Source organism: Bacillus cereus group sp. MG9 (assembly GCF_040459995.1).
GTDB lineage: Bacteria > Bacillota > Bacilli > Bacillales > Bacillaceae_G > Bacillus_A > Bacillus_A mycoides.
This window is the reverse complement of the sequence record NZ_JARVHC010000001.1, coordinates 4,295,647-4,312,665: the sequence shown is the minus strand read 5'-3', so window position 1 is coordinate 4,312,665 and position 17,019 is coordinate 4,295,647. Positions and strand designations below refer to the sequence as shown.

The following is a 17,019-nucleotide window of genomic DNA, read 5'->3' as shown; positions in this document are numbered from 1 at the left end:
GAACCAATTTTACATATGATATAGAGAGAAAAGAAGGGGAAACTAAAGTTATAGGCTGATTAGGAGGTTTCGTAATTTGCGACGGACATTATATCGACTTATGATCGAACTTACAAATGGTCGTTTTACTTCTTATATATTACGTAAATTTGCACAATCTCGTTTGAGCTCTATCATTATTCCATCGTATGTGAAAGTTTTTCAAATTAATCAAGATGAGATGGAAAAGGGTTTGAAGGAATATCGAACATTGCATGATTTATTTACACGTAGGCTAAAAGAAGGAAAGCGTAGTATTGATACTGATGCATCGAGTATCGTTAGTCCTGTTGATGGTGTTTTTGCTGATCAAGGTCCTATTGAGGATACAAAAACATTCGATATAAAAGGAAAGCGTTATTCAATTGTGGATATGCTAGGTAATGAAGAGCGTGCAAAGCGATATGCAGGCGGTACATATATGGTAATTTATTTGAGTCCAAGTCATTATCATCGTATTCATAGCCCGCTCTCTGGCTCTGTGACTGAAAGATTTGTACTCGGCAGAAAATCATATCCGGTAAATGCAGCGGGTATGGAGTATGGGAAAGAACCATTGTCAAAAAATTATCGCTCTGTTACAGAAGTAAATAGTGAAGGCGAACATATGGCGCTTGTAAAAGTAGGTGCTATGTTTGTTAATAGTATCGAGCTCCTTCATGAAAGAAGTACTGTTCAAAAAGGTGAAGAGATGGCATACTTTACATTTGGCTCAACAGTTGTTTTATTATTTGAAAAAGATATGATTAAAGCAGTGCAGGAATTGACAAGTGGGCAAGAGCTGCGTCTTGGTGAAAAAATTGCAACCCGAGTATCTCATAAGTAAAGAAAAGGTTTTATAATATACTTATGAAGCTCTAATTAAGAAATGTGGACAAAGATGCTTAATGAAGAAATCCCCTAGATGGGAGTACTTGTTTATTCGAGAGCCATCGCAGGATGGCTCTTTTTACAGGCCAATCAGCAATCTATATGTACTCAAGAAGATTTGACGAGCTTGTCCTCTAACGAGCGTCTAATAATTTCTTGTTTTATAAGTAAAATGAAGTCGGGATTTAATTTTAGTTCTTTTGCTTTATAATAAGACTCAGTGAGTAAATCAGTAGATAACTGTTCCATATGTTTTGTTTTCAAGGTGAGTCACCTCCTAATAATATAAGGATTGATTCGTTGTTGCATTTAATGTACCAAAAAAATATGACAGTCACAAACAAGAGGTTATCCACATAACTCAGTGGATAAAATGTGGATAGATTGTTAGTAAATTCCAAATTGGCTGAAAAATTAACGTGGATAGTGTGTACAAGTTTATCCACAGGTTATCTATCGAAAAATGTTGTCGAAAAATTTTATGGAAAATCCTCAAAGAGGTGAAAGAAATTGAAGTTATTTTTACCAAATGAATATGTGAAAAATATATATCATATTCAACCAGAAGATTTGAAAAAACGTGGAATTAAAGGAGTTATTACTGATTTAGATAACACTTTAATTGAATGGGATCGTCCAAACGCAACGCCACAGCTTGAAGAGTGGTTTTTGAAAATGAAAGAAAATGATATTCAAGTAACGGTCGTTTCAAATAACAACGAGCAACGCGTTAAAGACTTCGCTGACCCATTAGGTATTCCGTTTATTCATAGTGCGCGCAAACCGTTTGTTCGCGCATTTAAGCGTGCAATACATGAGATGCACCTGCAGCCAGATGAAGTTGTAGTAATTGGAGATCAGTTACTAACGGATGTGCTCGGCGGGAATCGTGTGGGACTTCATACAATTTTAGTTGTACCGGTAGCGCAAACGGACGGATTGGTGACACGATTTAATCGGAAAATTGAACGAAGAATTATGAGAAACATGAAGAAAAAAGGCTTAATTAACTGGGAGGAATAAAGTTTGACTGAAACAATTAAATGTATTGGTTGCGGTGTAGAAATTCAAACAGAAAATAAAAATGAAGTAGGATACGCTCCTGTATCATCTTTAGAAAAAGAACAAGTAATTTGCCAACGTTGTTTTCGTTTGAAACATTATAACGAAATTCAAGATGTATCTTTAACAGATGATGATTTCCTTCGTATTTTGAACGGAATTGGACAGTCAGACGCACTAGTGGTTAAAATCGTAGATATTTTCGATTTCAATGGTAGCTGGTTACCGGGCTTACATCGTTTTGTAGGGAACAATAAAGTATTACTTGTAGGGAATAAGGCTGACTTAATTCCAAAGTCAGTTAAGCATGATAAAGTAAAACATTGGATGCGCTATAGTGCAAAGCAACTTGGTTTAAAACCAGAAGATGTCTTTTTAATTAGTGCAGCTAAAGGACAAGGAATCGCTGAACTTGCTGATGCAATTGAGCATTACCGCGAAGGTAAAGATGTTTATGTTGTTGGATGTACGAATGTTGGTAAATCAACATTTATTAATCGTATGATTAAAGAGTTTAGTGATGAGACTGAGAATGTAATTACAACATCACATTTCCCAGGAACAACGCTTGATTTAATTGATATCCCATTAGACGAAACGTCATCTTTATACGATACACCAGGTATTATTAATCATCATCAAATGGCGCATTATGTTGGGAAACAAAGCTTAAAGCTTATTACACCGACTACAGAAGTTAAGCCAATGGTATTCCAATTAAACGAAGAACAAACATTATTCTTTGGTGGATTAGCACGATTTGATTATGTAAGTGGGGGCCGTCGTGCATTCACTTGTCATTTCTCAAACCGTTTAACAATCCATCGTACAAAGCTTGAAAAGGCTGATGAATTGTACGAAAAACACGCTGGAGAATTATTGAATCCACCGACACCAGAAGAATTAGAAAATATGCCTAAGTTTGTGAAATATGAATTTAATATTCGTGAGCCAAAAACGGATGTTGTATTCTCTGGATTGGGCTGGGTTACTGTAAATGAATCAGGAGCGAAAATTGTTGCTCATGTACCAAAGGGAGTAAGTGTTTCATTACGTAAATCTTTAATTTAATATGGAGAGGGATTTATGAAACAATTATATGGTGTAATCGGAAATCCAATTGGACATTCATTATCACCCGTTATGCATAACGATGCATTTGAACACTTGAATATGGATGCCCATTATCATGCGTTTCTTGTAGAAGAAGAAGCGCTAGGGGAAGCAGTAAAAGGTTTGAAAGCATTAGGTATTTCAGGATTTAATGTAACGACTCCGCACAAAGTTGCAATTATGGAGTACTTGGATGAGATTGCCCCGTTAGCAAGGCAAATCGGTGCGGTAAATACAGTAGTTCATCGAGATGGAAAATTGATTGGGTATAACACAGATGGAATTGGTTTTGTTCGTGCCCTGCAGTCAATTAGTGAAGATCCACTTCAAGAGAGACGTATTTTATTAATCGGTGCAGGTGGTGCTAGTCGAGCTATTTACTTCTCGCTTGCCGATGTAGGTGTGAAAGAAATTGATATTGCTAATCGTACGAGAGATAAGGCGAAAAACCTTATCTCTGGGTGCATGGCAAATGTTAATTCGCATGCTCTATCGTTAGAATGTGCAGCAGAAAATCAAGGGGAATATGATATTATCATCCAAACAACAACGATAGGTATGCATCCACATGTTGAGTATACGCCGCTGGAAATTCGTTCATTGAAACAAGGAACGATTGTTTCTGATATTATTTATAATCCATTTGAGACGAAAATTTTAGGCGATGCGAAAGAACAAGGTGCAATAATTCAAAATGGAATCGATATGTTCGTTTATCAAGGTGCACTTGCGTTTGAAATGTGGACAGGGTGCGTGCCGAATATTGATAGAATGAAACAATTAGTAATGAGAGAGCTTGGAGGCTAATTATATGTTAACAGGAAAACAAAAAAGATTTTTACGTGCAAAGGCACATCATTTAACACCGATTTTTCAAGTTGGAAAAGGCGGCGTGAATGAAAATATGGTGAAACAAATTGGAGAAGCATTAGAAGTTCGTGAACTATTTAAAGTGAGCGTATTACAAAACTGTGAATTTGATCGTAGTGAAGTTGCAGAAGAGCTTGCACAAGGTGCACGAGCTGAAATCGTTCAAGTAATCGGAAGCACAATTGTTTTATACAAAGAATCAAGAGAAAATAAGCAGATTAAGCTTCCACGATAAATTGAAACTTTAATTTGCGTTTTTTAGCCTTCACCAATTGGGCTTTTGTGTGCAGTTAATTTCCCATCTAACCTAGTTATTGTCAGTGACTTTTGAGGTGTTGGCAAATAGCAGGATAAAAATCACGTATATTATTTCCATAATTGACGCTTGATAGATAGAGAGTGAAATCAATTGAACTTTTATTAACAGTGGGCTCTCTTCGAATATGTATGGGGAGAGTTGCTGTATGTAAAAGGAAGGGGCGTTTCTTTTGAGAAAAATTGGCATTATTGGTGGCACGTTTGATCCACCTCATAATGGGCATTTGTTAATTGCAAATGAAGTGTATCATGCTTTAGGGTTGGAAGAGGTATGGTTTTTGCCGAATCAAATTCCACCGCACAAGCAAGGACGTAACATTACGAGTGTGAAAAGTCGATTAAACATGCTGCAAATAGCGATTGAGGAAGAAGCATACTTTTCAATTTGTTTAGAAGAGCTAGACAGAGAAGGCCCATCTTATACGTACGATACTATGGTACAATTAACGGAGAAGTATCCGGATGTGCAGTTTCACTTTATTATTGGCGGAGACATGGTTGAGTATTTGCCGAAGTGGTATAACATTGAAAAGTTACTTAAGCTTGTAACTTTCGTTGGAGTTGCAAGACCAGGTTATACATTACATACGCCTTATGATATCGTAAAAGTGGAAATTCCAGAGTTTGCAGTTTCTTCTTCTCTGTTACGTGAGAGATATATGACGAAGAAAACGTGCAAATATTTACTCCCCGAAAAAGTACAGGTATATATCGAGAGGAATGGGTTGTATGAATCGTGAGGAAGCACTTAGTATTGTCAAACAACAAATGCATGAAAAACGTTATATACACACGGTTGGTGTAATGGAAACAGCGATTGAACTTGCTCGGTTATATGGTGTAGATGAGGAAAAGGCAGAGACGGCTGCTATATTTCACGATTATGCAAAATGTAGAGCGATTCCAGAAATGGAAGAGATTATCAAGAGAGAAGCGTTGCCAAAGGATCTACTGCACTATAACAAAGAGTTATGGCATGCACCTGTTGGGGCATACTTAGTAGAAAAAGAAGTAGGCATTACTGATCCTGAAATTCTACAAGCTATTACATATCATACAAGTGGTCATGAAAAAATGACAATGTTAGATAAAGTTATTTATGTAGCAGATTACATTGAACCAGGACGTAAGTTTCCTGGTGTGGAAGAAGCGAGGAAACTCGCATATAAAGATATAAATCAAGCTTTACTGTTTGCTTTAAAGCGAACAATTCAATTTTTAATGGAAAAAGATCAAACGATTTATCCATTAACATTCCAAACATACAATGAAGTTATCAAGGAGGAAATTAATAAATGAAAGATAAAGAGTTATTAGTATTAGCGGCAAAAGCAGCTGATGATAAGAGAGCAGAAGATATGGTTGTACTAAATATGCAAGGTATTTCACCGATTGCAGACTATTTTATTATTTGTCACGGAAATTCAGACAAGCAAGTACAAGCAATTGCACGTGAAATTAAAGCGAAGGCACATGAGTTCGAAATTAACGTACAACGTATGGAAGGCTTTGATGAAGCACGTTGGGTTTTAGTAGACCTTGGTGATGTGGTTGCTCATGTATTCCATAAAGATGAGCGTAATCACTATAATTTAGAGCGTCTATGGGGCGATGTGCCGCGTGAAGATATTGCAGATGAGCTAGATCAATGAAATACGAACAATTTGCTTTGCTGTATGACGAACTGATGAATGATGTCCCTTATGATAAATGGGTGGAATTCACAGAGGAAAGTTTACAACAGGCATCTATGAAAGAGGCAAGAATCCTTGACGTAGCATGTGGAACTGGTAACGTAACACTTCCGCTTGTGCGAAAAGGTTATGACTTAATTGGTGTAGATCTTTCGGAAGAAATGTTAACTGTCGCGCAGCAAAAATTGGGGGGAGAAGGCTATTTTATTCCTTTTTACCAACAAGACATGAGAGAGCTCGATGTTCCTGGTGAATTTGATTGTGTGACAATCTTTTGTGACTCATTAAATTATGTATTGCAAGAAGATGGAGTGCAAGAAACATTTAGAAGAGTTTTCCACCATTTACGTCAGGATGGCTTGTTTTTATTCGATGTACACTCTTTATATAAAATACATCACGTATTTCAAAATGAAACATATACAGTGAACGGCGAAGAAATATCACTTATTTGGAACTGCTTCCCTGGAGAAGAATCAGATAGTGTGGAACATGATTTGACATTCTTTGTACAAGATTCAGAAGAAGATGTGTATCATCGTTTTGACGAATGTCACGTGCAACGTGCGTATTCGGTTGAAGTGTTAACAAAATGGCTTGAAGAAGCTGGGTTTACAGTGCTTCGCGTCACAGGTGACTTTGAACGAATTGAAGTGACAGAACAAACAGAGCGCATCTTTTTTATGGCGAAGAAGAATGGATAAAACAAAAGCAACCGATAAGGTTGCTTTTATTTTATAGAAAAGATGTAGTTTTAGTTCTAGAAAAATAAAAAGATGATATGTGTAAAGTGTAAAAATGCTAGTTTTAGTGAAAATGTAGCATGAAAAAGATAAGTATTAATAAAAAGGGTTTGGGATTACGATGGCGTATTTATTATGTGTGTTTATTGAATTGCTGCTCAACGCATTTTAAATCTTCATCAAATTTCTCATGTGTCCGTTCGATTAATTTATGAAACATATCCCCAACGTGCTCTTCTAAAATACGAATACCTTCTCCTGTAACACCGCCTTTAACGCATACCTTTTCTTGTAAAGTAGGTAATGTAAAAATTTCTTTTTCGAGTAATTTCCCCATTCCAATGACCATTTCACTTACTAAAGTAGTGGCTTCTTCATGTGTAATATTTGTTTTATCTACAGCAGCGTTAATGAAACATTGTAATAAATAACTAAAAAAAGCAGGGCCGCAGCTTGCTATATCAGATGAAACGCGCGTTATATCTTCTTTTATAACAAGGGGAGTAGAAATGTTTTTGAATAGACGAAGTAGTTTTTGTTGCCATTCTAGAGAGCAGTTATTTCCAAATGTAAATAGTGATGCGCCGGATAAGGCGCGGTTTGTGATGCTTGGAATGATACGAGCGACGTGGCAAGGTATAAGTGTTTCTAATTGTGATGGAGATATAGGGCTTGTGATAGAAACTAAGCAATCTTCGTCTGAAAAATGGTCAGCGTATTTTTGTAGAATAGGGTATATATCTATCGGTTTTACGCAAATGAAAATAAGCTGGGATTGTTCGATTACCTCTTGGATTGTTTTGGCTATATGAACAGAAGGGTATTTTTCTTTTATATGATATGCTTTGGCAGGCGTACGATTAATAATAGTAAGGCACGAAGGTTTGACAGCACGGGTTTCTAAAAAGGCATCGATTAGTATATTCCCCATGTTCCCTGTCCCTATAATTCCTATGTTCAATGTTTCATCCCTCCTTCGTAACAGCTTTCTCCTAAACAATATGAATGATGTTATAAATTTATGATTAGAGGTGTAAAATGATGTGGGATTTTCCGAAAAAATGGTTGGGATTAGTGGTTATTATTGGCACTTTGATTTTTCTTTTTTTCTGGAAAACGAATCAGCAAACAGAGCAATCGCTCATTACAACGGAAGTTCAAGTGAAAGATGTGGAGAAAAAAAGTAAACCGAAAGTATTGGATACAAAGGAGCAGAAAAAAATAATTATAATTGATGTGAAAGGGGCGGTTTTTAAAGAGGGTGTGTATGAAATGAAGGAAGGGGACCGGGTGAAGGAGGCGGTTGAAAAAGCTGGTGGTTTGTTGCCGGATGCAGATGTGAAGAAAGTGAATTTGGCGCAAATGGTCCAAGACCAAATGCTTCTTTATGTTCCTAACAAGAATGAGCCAGTGCAAGAAGGGGCTACTTTTTCAAAAAGCGAGGGTAAAGTGCAAATAAATACAGCTTCTAAAGAGCAACTTGAAAAAATAACAGGCATTGGTTCTCGGAAAGCGGAAAGTATTTTGAAATACCGAGAAGAACATGGTCCGTTTCAGAAAATAGAAGATTTATTAGAAATTGATGGGATTGGTGCGAAGTCTTTAGAGAAAATAAAAGATCAAATTATTATTCCATAAAAGATTGACGAAGTTTTTCTTTTTTCGCTACACTACAAGTAGACAAAAAAGAAGGTGAAAAATATGGAACGAATTTCATGGGATCAATATTTTATGACGCAAAGCCATCTACTATCTTTACGTAGTACATGTACAAGGCTTGCGGTAGGAGCGACAATCGTTCGTGATAAACGAATTATTGCTGGTGGATATAACGGTTCAATTAAAGGTGGTGTGCATTGTATAGACGATGGTTGCTATGTCATTGATAATCATTGCGTTCGTACAATTCATGCTGAAATGAATGCTTTATTGCAATGTGCGAAATTTGGTGCAAAAACAGAGGAAGCGGAAATTTATGTCACACATTTTCCTTGTTTGCAGTGCTGTAAGGCGATTATTCAAAGTGGTGTTACAGCGGTTTATTATGCACAGGACTATAAAAATCATCCGTATGCCGTAGAGTTATTTGAACAAGCGAGTGTAACAGTAAAGCACGTTCCGCTAGAATACGATATTACATCGCTAGAGGAACAAGAGCGTCATTTACAGCTAAAGGAATTATTCGCAGCTTTAGAAAAAGATAATTTATCAATGGAAGAATTACAGCGTGTATTCACTAAAGCGAAAATGATGCTATAAGGAGTGAGTATGAGTTGAATGGGCAATGGGGCTATGTTGCAATCTCGTTTATAATTGGGATTGCAATTACCTTTTCCGCATCGCATTTGTTGGCTGCTTGTTGTTTCGTTTGTTATGTTTTATTTTGTTTATATCGTACTTCGCGTAAAACCTTCATATTTTGTATAATAGCGTGTTTTAGTGGCGTTATGTACACCACGTATGTTCAGAGTCTAAATAAGCCACTAGGGGAGTCCTATGAAGTTACACGAGGGGTCGTGCAAAATACACCTCTAATTAATGGGGATCGTCTCTCTTTTCAAATTGAAGATCAGAATAAAAACTTAGTGCAGTTAAATTATAAAATACAATCTGCTTCGGAAAAGAAGCAGTTGCAACAATTACATGCAGGTATATCGTGTACATTTAAAGGGGAGGTGAAAGAACCACAAACTGCCCGGAATTTTCATGTTTTTGATTATCGTAATTATTTATATCAGCAAAAAATACATTTTATATTTGATGTGACATACATTTCTGAATGTCAAAAAACATCGTTGTCACTCGTGCAATGGATTTTCCTTCTCAGGCAACAAACAATCTCGAAAGTTACAGAAATGTTCCCGGAACAATCAGGTGCATTTATGAACGCATTATTATTTGGAGATCGACAACAAATGACGTTTGAGGTAGAAGAGCAATATCAACAATTTGGTCTTATACATTTGTTAGCAATTTCAGGATCGCATATCGTATTATTAATGGTTATAATGTATTTTGTTTTGCTAAGAAGTGGTGTGACGAAAGAGATAGCAACAGTATGCCTTATAGTTTGCATTCCTCTGTATATGATCATAGCTGGGGCGTCGCCATCTGTTGTGAGGGCTTCTATAACAGGAGTTTTATTATTGGTAGCTTTCATGTGCTCTGTTCGCTTATCTAGTCTAGACGCCTTAAGTATAACGGCTATATGTATGCTTATATACGATCCGTATCTTATTTTCAACATTGGATTTCAATTCTCATTTGTAGGTAGTTTTTCTTTACTACTATCTGCGCCGATATTATTAGGGCGTAGTAATGGGATAGTTCGAAATTCTATTTACATTTCTATAATTTCACAGCTCGCTAGTACCCCCATCTTGTTATATCATTTTGGTTATTTTTCTCCTTATAGCATTTTCCTCAATCTTATATATGTTCCTTTTCTATCCATTATTGTATTGCCGTGTAGCATCATTATTCTTATATGTATGCCGGTTATTCCATTTTTCGCAAAAGGAATTGCATATGTACTTTCACTATGTTTAACCATTTCTAATGATTTTCTAAGTTACTGTGAAAGTTTCCCTTTCATCCGACTTACTTTTGGTCAAACTCCTTTATTTCTTGTGGCTATATATTGTTTTAGTATCGTTAGTATATTTGTGTTTTGGGAAAGGGTAATAACGAAAAAAATTTTGTGCATAGTTGTGGGTGTGTTTCTTTTTATTAGTACTTGTCATTATGTATATCCATATTTTCGCGAAAGTGGGAGTGTTACATTTCTTGATGTTGGACAGGGAGATGCGATATTAATTCGTCTTCCGTACGATAAAGAGGTTTATCTTATTGATACAGGAGGAGCCCTTCCTGTCAAGAAGGAAGCGTGGCAACAGAAAAAGCATGAATTTTCTGTTGGGCATGATATTCTTGTTCCTTTTTTACAAAAAGAAGGTATAAAAACGATTGATAAATTAATTGTAACGCACGGAGATGCGGATCATATAGGTGCTGCGCTGGATTTGCTGTCATCTATTATTGTAAAAGAAGTTGTATTTGGGAGAAAGGAACAAGATGCTGTATTGGAAAAAGTGGTGAAGAAAAAGGCGTTAGAAAAGAGCATGAAGATAAGTGTAGTAGGAGAAGGGGAAGGTTGGAGGGTAAATGAAGCGGAATTTTTCGTATTAGCTCCAAAGGGGAAAGAAAAGGGAGAAAATGACTCTTCGATTGTACTATGGGCCAGACTAGGGGGACTAACATGGCTATTTACGGGTGATCTAGAAGAAGAAGGAGAAAAGTTTATAGTATCAACATATCCTGATTTGCGGGCTAATATTTTAAAAGTTGCCCACCATGGGAGTAAAACATCGTCTACAGATCCATTTTTAAGCCTTGTACAGCCTGCTGTAGCGATTATTTCTGTGGGGGAGCGTAATAGGTATGGGCACCCGCATAAGGAAGTTATAGAGCGTTTTAAGAAGAGGGGTATTGATATATGGCGTACGGATAAGCAAGGTGCTATTTCCTATGTTTTTAATGGAGAAAAAGGAACCTTTCAAAGTAAAATCACATATGATGAAACACATAGAAGATGAAAAAAAGAAGACTGCCGTTAAGCAGCAGCCTTTAAGAACCGATGAATTTAATAACAGTTGCAATAATGAAAAGTGTTGCGAAAAAACCAAATGAGACGATAAATCCTACCCCTGAATCAATAGCGTCATTGCGTTTACTTTGAACGTTTTGTTCAAAATCATTCATTTAGAATCCCTCCCCAACATTCCATTTTAGTATAAAATATTGTCAGAAAAAAATCTACAATTTCCATATGAAGTGAAATAGAGTATTTTTATACTTTTTCTAGTTAGTTAAGTAGCGTGAATTTTTCATTTCCAATCATGTTAACAGTTGGCACTTATACTAAGATTATTATTGTAAATAATAAAGGGAAGGTGATTACCGCACACCAATAAGAAATCCGGGGCTTATTGCGTGGCGTTTTATATAAATAAAGGGGCGGGTTATAAAGACCGTCCCTTTGTACTTGTAAAACAAAAGCTAGGGCATTAGTATAAATATATATTGCCAAGTTAGGGAGTAGGAAAAAATATGAGTGATATACATAAGAAGATTAAAAAGAAACAGTTCGCTCCGTTGTATGTACTGTATGGAACGGAAGCCTATTTTATAAATGAAACGATAAAGCTTATTACAACGGAAGCGCTTGAAGAGGAAGATCGAGAGTTTAATGTTGTGACATACGATTTGGAAGAAGCGTATTTAGAAGATGTAGTTGAGGATGCGCATACGCTTCCTTTTTTTGGAGAGCGTAAAGTTATATTAATAAAATCACCACTATTTTTAACGGCACAAAAAGAAAAATTAGAACAAAATATAAAAATTTTAGAAGAATATATTGGGGAGCCATCTCCTTTTTCTATTCTTGTTTTTGTTGCGCCTTATGAAAAATTAGACGAACGAAAAAAAATTACAAAACTATTAAAGAAAACAGCGGATGTAATAGAAGCAAATGCGATGCAAGTGCAGGATGTTCAGAAGTGGATTGTTTCTCGTGCGGATGAGGTGCATGTGCATATTGATAATGCAGCTGTTAGTTTATTGTTAGAGCTTGTGGGAAGTAATGTAACAATGTTGGCGAAGGAAATGGACAAGTTAACGTTATACGTCGGTATGGGCGGAGAAATTACGCCAAAACTTGTCACGGAACTTGTGCCGAAATCTGTTGAGCAAAACGTGTTTGCTTTAACAGAAAAAGTGGTGAAAAAAGATATCGCTGGTGCGATGCAAATTTTAGACGGATTATTTACACAGCAGGAAGAACCGATTAAACTGCTCGCTTTATTAGTAAGTCAGTTCCGCTTGCTACATCAAGTGAAAGAGTTGCAACAGCGTGGTTACGGACAAAATCAAATCGCGTCCCATATTGGTGTACATCCGTACCGGGTAAAGTTGGCGATGAATCAAACGAAGTTTTTCTCTTTTGAAGAATTAAAAAAAGTTATTATAGAATTGGCGGAAGCTGATTATAGTATGAAGACTGGAAAGATGGATAAGAAACTTGTGCTTGAGTTTTTCTTAATGCGGTTAAATCATATGTAGTGACACAAAAAAGTTCACGTACTTAGTACGTGAACTTTTTTGTGTATATAAAAAACGATCCGAATGGATCGTTTTTTAAACGCCTTACGCGTTTACTTGTTTCGCTAAGCGAGATTTTTGACGAGCTGCAGCGTTTTGGTGGATAAGACCTTTACGAGCTGCTTTGTCAAGTTTTTTAGAAGCAGTTTTGAAAGCTTCTTTAGCATTTTCAAGATCGTTATTAGTAACTAAAGTTTCTACAGTTTTAACAGCAGTACGCATGTCAGACTTGATAGAAGCGTTATGTGAACGACGCTCTTCGCTAAGTTTAGCGCGTTTGATAGCAGATTTGATGTTTGCCATACTTTTCACCTCCCTGGTGCAATCGAATGACTCGATTCTTACATAGAACAAGTGATATTTTATCAAACGGTGAAGAGAATTGCAATAGTATATCAATGAAATTTCACGTAAAGGAAAGAATGACCTAATATAACTTGGGGAAATCTAACGATATTTACTATGAATTACGGAGGAGATACGATGAAAGAACCATTAGATTTAAGTAAATATAGTGTTAGAACTGACCTTGCTGTAGAGGCGCACCAAATGCTACAAGAGCGCCAAGAAGAACAAAAAGGGATACAGGGAGTTATTGTAAAAGAGAGGGAAGAAGAGGGAGTTACAATTACAAAAGTAACTATTGATGAAATTGCATCTGAGTCGATGGGGAAAAAACCTGGAAGTTATTTAACTCTTGAGGTGCAAGGTATACGACAACAAGATACGGAACTTCAGCAAAAGGTAGAGCGTATTTTTGCAAAAGAATTTTCTTATTTCTTAGAAGAGGTTGGAGTTTCAAAAGAAGCGAGTTGTTTAATCGTAGGTCTTGGGAATTGGAATGTAACGCCGGATGCACTCGGACCGATAGTTGTAGAGAACGTATTGGTGACGAGACATTTGTTTAAATTGCAGCCTGAAAGTGTGGAAGAAGGGTTTAGACCTGTTAGTGCCATTCGTCCAGGGGTAATGGGAATTACAGGGATTGAAACGAGCGATGTCATTTACGGAATTATTGAGAAGACAAAACCAGACTTTGTCATCGCAATTGATGCATTAGCTGCGCGTTCTATTGAACGAGTAAATAGTACGATACAAATTTCTGATACAGGAATTCATCCAGGATCTGGTGTTGGGAATAAGCGTAAGGAACTAAGTAAAGAAACATTAGGTATTCCTGTTATCGCAATTGGTGTGCCAACTGTGGTAGATGCTGTTTCGATTACGAGTGATACAATTGATTTTATTTTGAAACATTTTGGCCGGGAACTGAAAGAAGGAAACAAACCGTCACGCTCTTTATTGCCAGCAGGTTTTACATTTGGAGAAAAGAAAAAATTAACAGAAGAAGATATGCCAGATGAAAAGAGTCGAAATATGTTTTTAGGAGCTATTGGTACGTTAGAAGAAGAAGAAAAGAGAAAGTTAATTTATGAAGTGTTATCTCCTCTTGGTCATAATTTAATGGTAACTCCAAAAGAAGTAGATGCGTTTATTGAGGATATGGCAAATGTAATAGCCAGCGGTTTAAATGCAGCGCTGCATCATCAGATTGATCAGGATAATACAGGGGCATATACACATTGATGGAAAGAGGCAGAAATAGCTTGAGTCAATTTACGCTGTTATGTATATGCGGTACAGTCTTATGTTTGCTTATGATGATAGCTGGAGTGGGACTCGCTAATCATGGTCTAAAAAGTATGAAGGGATATCGTCAGCTGTCATATGAACAAATTGCTCATATGACAGGAACAGAAGGCGATGGGGCTGAATCGGAAATTTCGGGAGAGACGTTTTCGATTATTGAAAAACAAAAACAGTTAGAAAGCTTAAGAAGTTTTAATGTTGTAGAAGGTATCGGTATGGCGATAGCAAGTGTTGCTCGTGATATGACAAAGTTTGGAACGGATATAGTTGTTGGGGCAATAAAAGGAATTTTTAGTTAAGGGTAGCGGGAAGGATGGTTGTCTTATGTTTGTAAGAGAGCTGTCTTTTAATTTGAAAAAGGTTTGTCTCTTATGGTTTGTTCGCATAAGATATAGATAGAGTGATTTGTATTGTAAGCAGCACGAGTTTTCATTGAATCTTTGCTGCTCTATTGATATAATCAGTGCTAGTGTATATTGGCGAGACTATTAGGAGTTGAGAACATAGATGAATAAAGAAGAAAGAGCAAAAAGACAGTCCAAAATTCGTAACTTCTCCATCATTGCTCACATTGACCACGGGAAATCAACGTTGGCAGACCGTATTTTGGAGAAAACAAACGCGTTGGCACAGCGCGAAATGAAGGCGCAATTGCTTGACTCTATGGAGTTGGAGCGTGAGCGTGGTATTACAATTAAATTAAATGCAGTACAACTAACGTATAAAGCGAAAGACGGTGAAGAGTATATTCTTCACTTAATCGATACTCCAGGACACGTCGACTTTACGTACGAAGTATCTCGTAGTTTAGCGGCTTGTGAAGGTGCAATTCTTGTAGTGGATGCAGCGCAAGGAATTGAGGCGCAAACATTAGCGAACGTATATTTAGCGCTTGATAATAATTTAGAAATCTTACCAGTTATTAATAAAATCGACTTACCAAGTGCAGACCCAGAACGCGTACGTCAAGAGGTAGAAGATGTAATTGGTTTAGATGCATCGGAAGCTGTACTTGCTTCAGCGAAAGCTGGCATTGGTATTGAAGATATTTTAGAACAAATCGTTGAAAAGGTACCAGCTCCAACAGGTGATTCAGAAGAGCCGTTACAATGTATGATTTTCGATTCTTTATATGATCCGTACCGTGGTGTAATTGCATATATCCGTGTTGTAAATGGAACGGTAAAAGTTGGCGATAAAGTACGTATGATGGCAACTGGAAAAGAATTTGAAGTAACAGAAGTAGGTGTGTTTACACCGAAAACGACGCAACGTGACGAGTTAACAGTAGGTGATGTAGGTTTCTTGGCAGCATCTATTAAAAATGTAGGCGATACACGCGTAGGTGATACGATCACACATGCGAAACGTCCGGCTGCAGAGCCGTTAAAAGGGTATCGAAAATTAAACCCAATGGTATTCTGTGGTTTATATCCAATCGATTCTGCACGTTATAACGACTTACGTGATGCGTTAGAAAAACTAGAATTGAATGATTCTGCTCTTGAATTTGAGCCTGAAACATCTCAAGCTTTAGGTTTTGGTTTCCGTTGTGGTTTCTTAGGGCTTCTTCACATGGAGATTATTCAAGAACGTATTGAACGTGAATTCAAGATTGACTTAATTACAACAGCGCCAAGTGTTATTTATAAAGTGTATTTAACAAACGGTGAAGATTTTATTGTTGATAATCCATCTAATATGCCAGATCCACAGACTATCGATCGTGTAGAAGAGCCGTTTGTGAAGGCTGCAATTATGGTTCCGAATGACTATGTTGGAGCTGTAATGGAAATTTGCCAAGGGAAACGTGGAACGTTTATTGATATGCAATATTTAGATGAAACACGTGTTACATTGACATATGAAATCCCGTTATCAGAAATCGTATATGATTTCTTCGATCAATTGAAATCAAATACGAAAGGATATGCATCATTTGACTACGAGTTAATTGGTTATAAACCATCTAAACTTGTGAAAATGGATATTCTTTTAAATAATGAACAAGTGGATGCTTTATCATTTATTGTACATCGTGATTCAGCGTATGACCGTGGTAAAGTAATTGTAGAGAAATTAAAGAAATTAATTCCAAGACAACAGTTTGAAGTGCCAATTCAGGCGACTATCGGAAATAAAGTTGTATCTCGTTCTACAATTAAGGCGATGCGTAAAAACGTACTTGCAAAATGTTACGGTGGTGACATTTCTCGTAAGCGTAAACTTCTTGATAAGCAAAAAGAAGGTAAAAAACGTATGAAGTCTGTTGGTTCTGTAGAAGTGCCGCAAGAAGCATTCATGGCTGTACTGAAAATGGATGATAACTAATGGAGTGAACTATAATTAGTGGAGATTTTTCTATTCTTCGCTAATTATTAGCCCGCACCAATCGTGATAAAAGTAGAAGCCGTTCGTTCGGCTTCTTTTTTATATGCTACTTTTTAGACATCTTATCATCTCTCATTTACAATAGTGAGAGAGCTTTTTAGTGATTGATA

The 17,019-nt window shown here is 36.7% G+C and carries 20 protein-coding genes; 16 read left to right on the top strand and 4 right to left on the bottom strand.

The window, feature by feature from the left end:
* The first annotated feature begins 76 nt into the window (after positions 1–76).
* Entirely contained in the window at positions 77–865 is a 789-nt protein-coding gene (locus tag QCI77_RS22190; protein ID WP_002138397.1) for a phosphatidylserine decarboxylase, read from the top strand.
* A gap of 152 nt (positions 866–1,017) precedes the next feature.
* Here QCI77_RS22190 and sda read toward each other — a convergent pair whose 3' ends face one another.
* On the bottom strand, positions 1,018–1,173 hold the full coding sequence (gene sda / locus QCI77_RS22185) for a sporulation histidine kinase inhibitor Sda (RefSeq protein ID WP_002015226.1): 156 nt from the start codon (positions 1,171–1,173) through the stop codon (positions 1,018–1,020).
* A 246-nt stretch (positions 1,174–1,419) separates the two neighbouring features.
* Between sda and QCI77_RS22180 the strand changes: the two genes are divergently transcribed.
* The 8 genes from QCI77_RS22180 (at position 1,420) to QCI77_RS22145 (ending at position 6,670) form a co-directional block, all read left to right on the top strand.
* Entirely contained in the window at positions 1,420–1,932 is a 513-nt protein-coding gene (locus QCI77_RS22180; RefSeq protein ID WP_002015225.1) for a YqeG family HAD IIIA-type phosphatase, read from the top strand.
* A 3-nt stretch (positions 1,933–1,935) separates the two neighbouring features.
* On the top strand, positions 1,936–3,042 hold the full coding sequence (gene yqeH, locus QCI77_RS22175; protein WP_002015224.1) for a ribosome biogenesis GTPase YqeH: 1,107 nt from the start codon (positions 1,936–1,938) through the stop codon (positions 3,040–3,042).
* A 15-nt stretch (positions 3,043–3,057) separates the two neighbouring features.
* Positions 3,058–3,891: a shikimate dehydrogenase gene (gene aroE / locus QCI77_RS22170; protein WP_002138395.1), complete on the top strand. Its 834-nt coding sequence runs from the start codon at positions 3,058–3,060 to the stop codon at positions 3,889–3,891.
* Between the two features lie 4 nt (positions 3,892–3,895).
* Positions 3,896–4,189 (top strand): ribosome assembly RNA-binding protein YhbY, encoded by a 294-nt coding sequence (gene yhbY / locus QCI77_RS22165; protein ID WP_002015220.1) that lies wholly within the window; start codon positions 3,896–3,898, stop codon positions 4,187–4,189.
* Between the two features lie 253 nt (positions 4,190–4,442).
* On the top strand, positions 4,443–5,012 hold the full coding sequence (locus QCI77_RS22160; RefSeq protein ID WP_002067321.1) for a nicotinate-nucleotide adenylyltransferase: 570 nt from the start codon (positions 4,443–4,445) through the stop codon (positions 5,010–5,012).
* Positions 5,002–5,571: a bis(5'-nucleosyl)-tetraphosphatase (symmetrical) YqeK gene (gene yqeK, locus QCI77_RS22155; protein ID WP_002138392.1), complete on the top strand. Its 570-nt coding sequence runs from the start codon at positions 5,002–5,004 to the stop codon at positions 5,569–5,571. The genes QCI77_RS22160 and yqeK overlap by 11 nt, the downstream gene beginning before the upstream one ends.
* Positions 5,568–5,924 (top strand): ribosome silencing factor, encoded by a 357-nt coding sequence (gene rsfS / locus QCI77_RS22150; protein WP_000653209.1) that lies wholly within the window; start codon positions 5,568–5,570, stop codon positions 5,922–5,924. Before yqeK ends, rsfS begins: the two co-directional genes overlap by 4 nt.
* Entirely contained in the window at positions 5,921–6,670 is a 750-nt protein-coding gene (locus QCI77_RS22145) for a class I SAM-dependent DNA methyltransferase (protein ID WP_002088700.1), read from the top strand. Before rsfS ends, QCI77_RS22145 begins: the two co-directional genes overlap by 4 nt.
* A 172-nt stretch (positions 6,671–6,842) precedes the next feature.
* Here QCI77_RS22145 and comER read toward each other — a convergent pair whose 3' ends face one another.
* Positions 6,843–7,670 (bottom strand): late competence protein ComER, encoded by an 828-nt coding sequence (comER, locus tag QCI77_RS22140; protein ID WP_016092337.1) that lies wholly within the window; start codon positions 7,668–7,670, stop codon positions 6,843–6,845.
* A 77-nt stretch (positions 7,671–7,747) separates the two neighbouring features.
* On the opposite strand from comER, the gene QCI77_RS22135 reads away from it, so the two are divergent.
* The 3 genes from QCI77_RS22135 to QCI77_RS22125 all read left to right on the top strand — a co-directional run bounded on the left by QCI77_RS22135 (position 7,748) and on the right by QCI77_RS22125 (position 11,304).
* Positions 7,748–8,347: a helix-hairpin-helix domain-containing protein gene (locus tag QCI77_RS22135; RefSeq protein ID WP_016092336.1), complete on the top strand. Its 600-nt coding sequence runs from the start codon at positions 7,748–7,750 to the stop codon at positions 8,345–8,347.
* Between the two features lie 63 nt (positions 8,348–8,410).
* Positions 8,411–8,968 carry a ComE operon protein 2 gene (locus QCI77_RS22130; RefSeq protein WP_002088698.1) on the top strand — a complete coding sequence of 186 codons (558 nt, stop codon included), beginning with the start codon at positions 8,411–8,413 and terminating at the stop codon, positions 8,966–8,968.
* 14 nt (positions 8,969–8,982) lie between these two features.
* Positions 8,983–11,304: a DNA internalization-related competence protein ComEC/Rec2 gene (locus QCI77_RS22125; RefSeq protein WP_353825481.1), complete on the top strand. Its 2,322-nt coding sequence runs from the start codon at positions 8,983–8,985 to the stop codon at positions 11,302–11,304.
* A 31-nt stretch (positions 11,305–11,335) separates the two neighbouring features.
* Here QCI77_RS22125 and QCI77_RS22120 read toward each other — a convergent pair whose 3' ends face one another.
* Entirely contained in the window at positions 11,336–11,470 is a 135-nt protein-coding gene (locus QCI77_RS22120) for a YqzM family protein (protein ID WP_000997609.1), read from the bottom strand.
* A gap of 348 nt (positions 11,471–11,818) precedes the next feature.
* Between QCI77_RS22120 and holA the strand changes: the two genes are divergently transcribed.
* Positions 11,819–12,829 carry a DNA polymerase III subunit delta gene (holA, locus tag QCI77_RS22115; protein WP_002034073.1) on the top strand — a complete coding sequence of 337 codons (1,011 nt, stop codon included), beginning with the start codon at positions 11,819–11,821 and terminating at the stop codon, positions 12,827–12,829.
* Positions 12,830–12,913: 84 nt separating this feature from the next.
* On the opposite strand, the gene rpsT is transcribed toward holA, so the two are convergent.
* Entirely contained in the window at positions 12,914–13,171 is a 258-nt protein-coding gene (gene rpsT / locus QCI77_RS22110) for a 30S ribosomal protein S20 (protein ID WP_002088694.1), read from the bottom strand.
* A gap of 180 nt (positions 13,172–13,351) precedes the next feature.
* Here rpsT and gpr point away from each other — a divergent pair, with 180 nt between their 5' ends.
* From gpr to lepA, 3 genes are all read left to right on the top strand, one after another.
* On the top strand, positions 13,352–14,455 hold the full coding sequence (gpr, locus tag QCI77_RS22105; RefSeq protein WP_002088693.1) for a GPR endopeptidase: 1,104 nt from the start codon (positions 13,352–13,354) through the stop codon (positions 14,453–14,455).
* Positions 14,455–14,817: a DUF3679 domain-containing protein gene (locus tag QCI77_RS22100; RefSeq protein ID WP_215600717.1), complete on the top strand. Its 363-nt coding sequence runs from the start codon at positions 14,455–14,457 to the stop codon at positions 14,815–14,817. Before gpr ends, QCI77_RS22100 begins: the two co-directional genes overlap by 1 nt.
* A gap of 208 nt (positions 14,818–15,025) precedes the next feature.
* Positions 15,026–16,849: an elongation factor 4 gene (gene lepA / locus QCI77_RS22095; protein WP_002034072.1), complete on the top strand. Its 1,824-nt coding sequence runs from the start codon at positions 15,026–15,028 to the stop codon at positions 16,847–16,849.
* Positions 16,850–17,019: the final 170 nt, after the last annotated feature.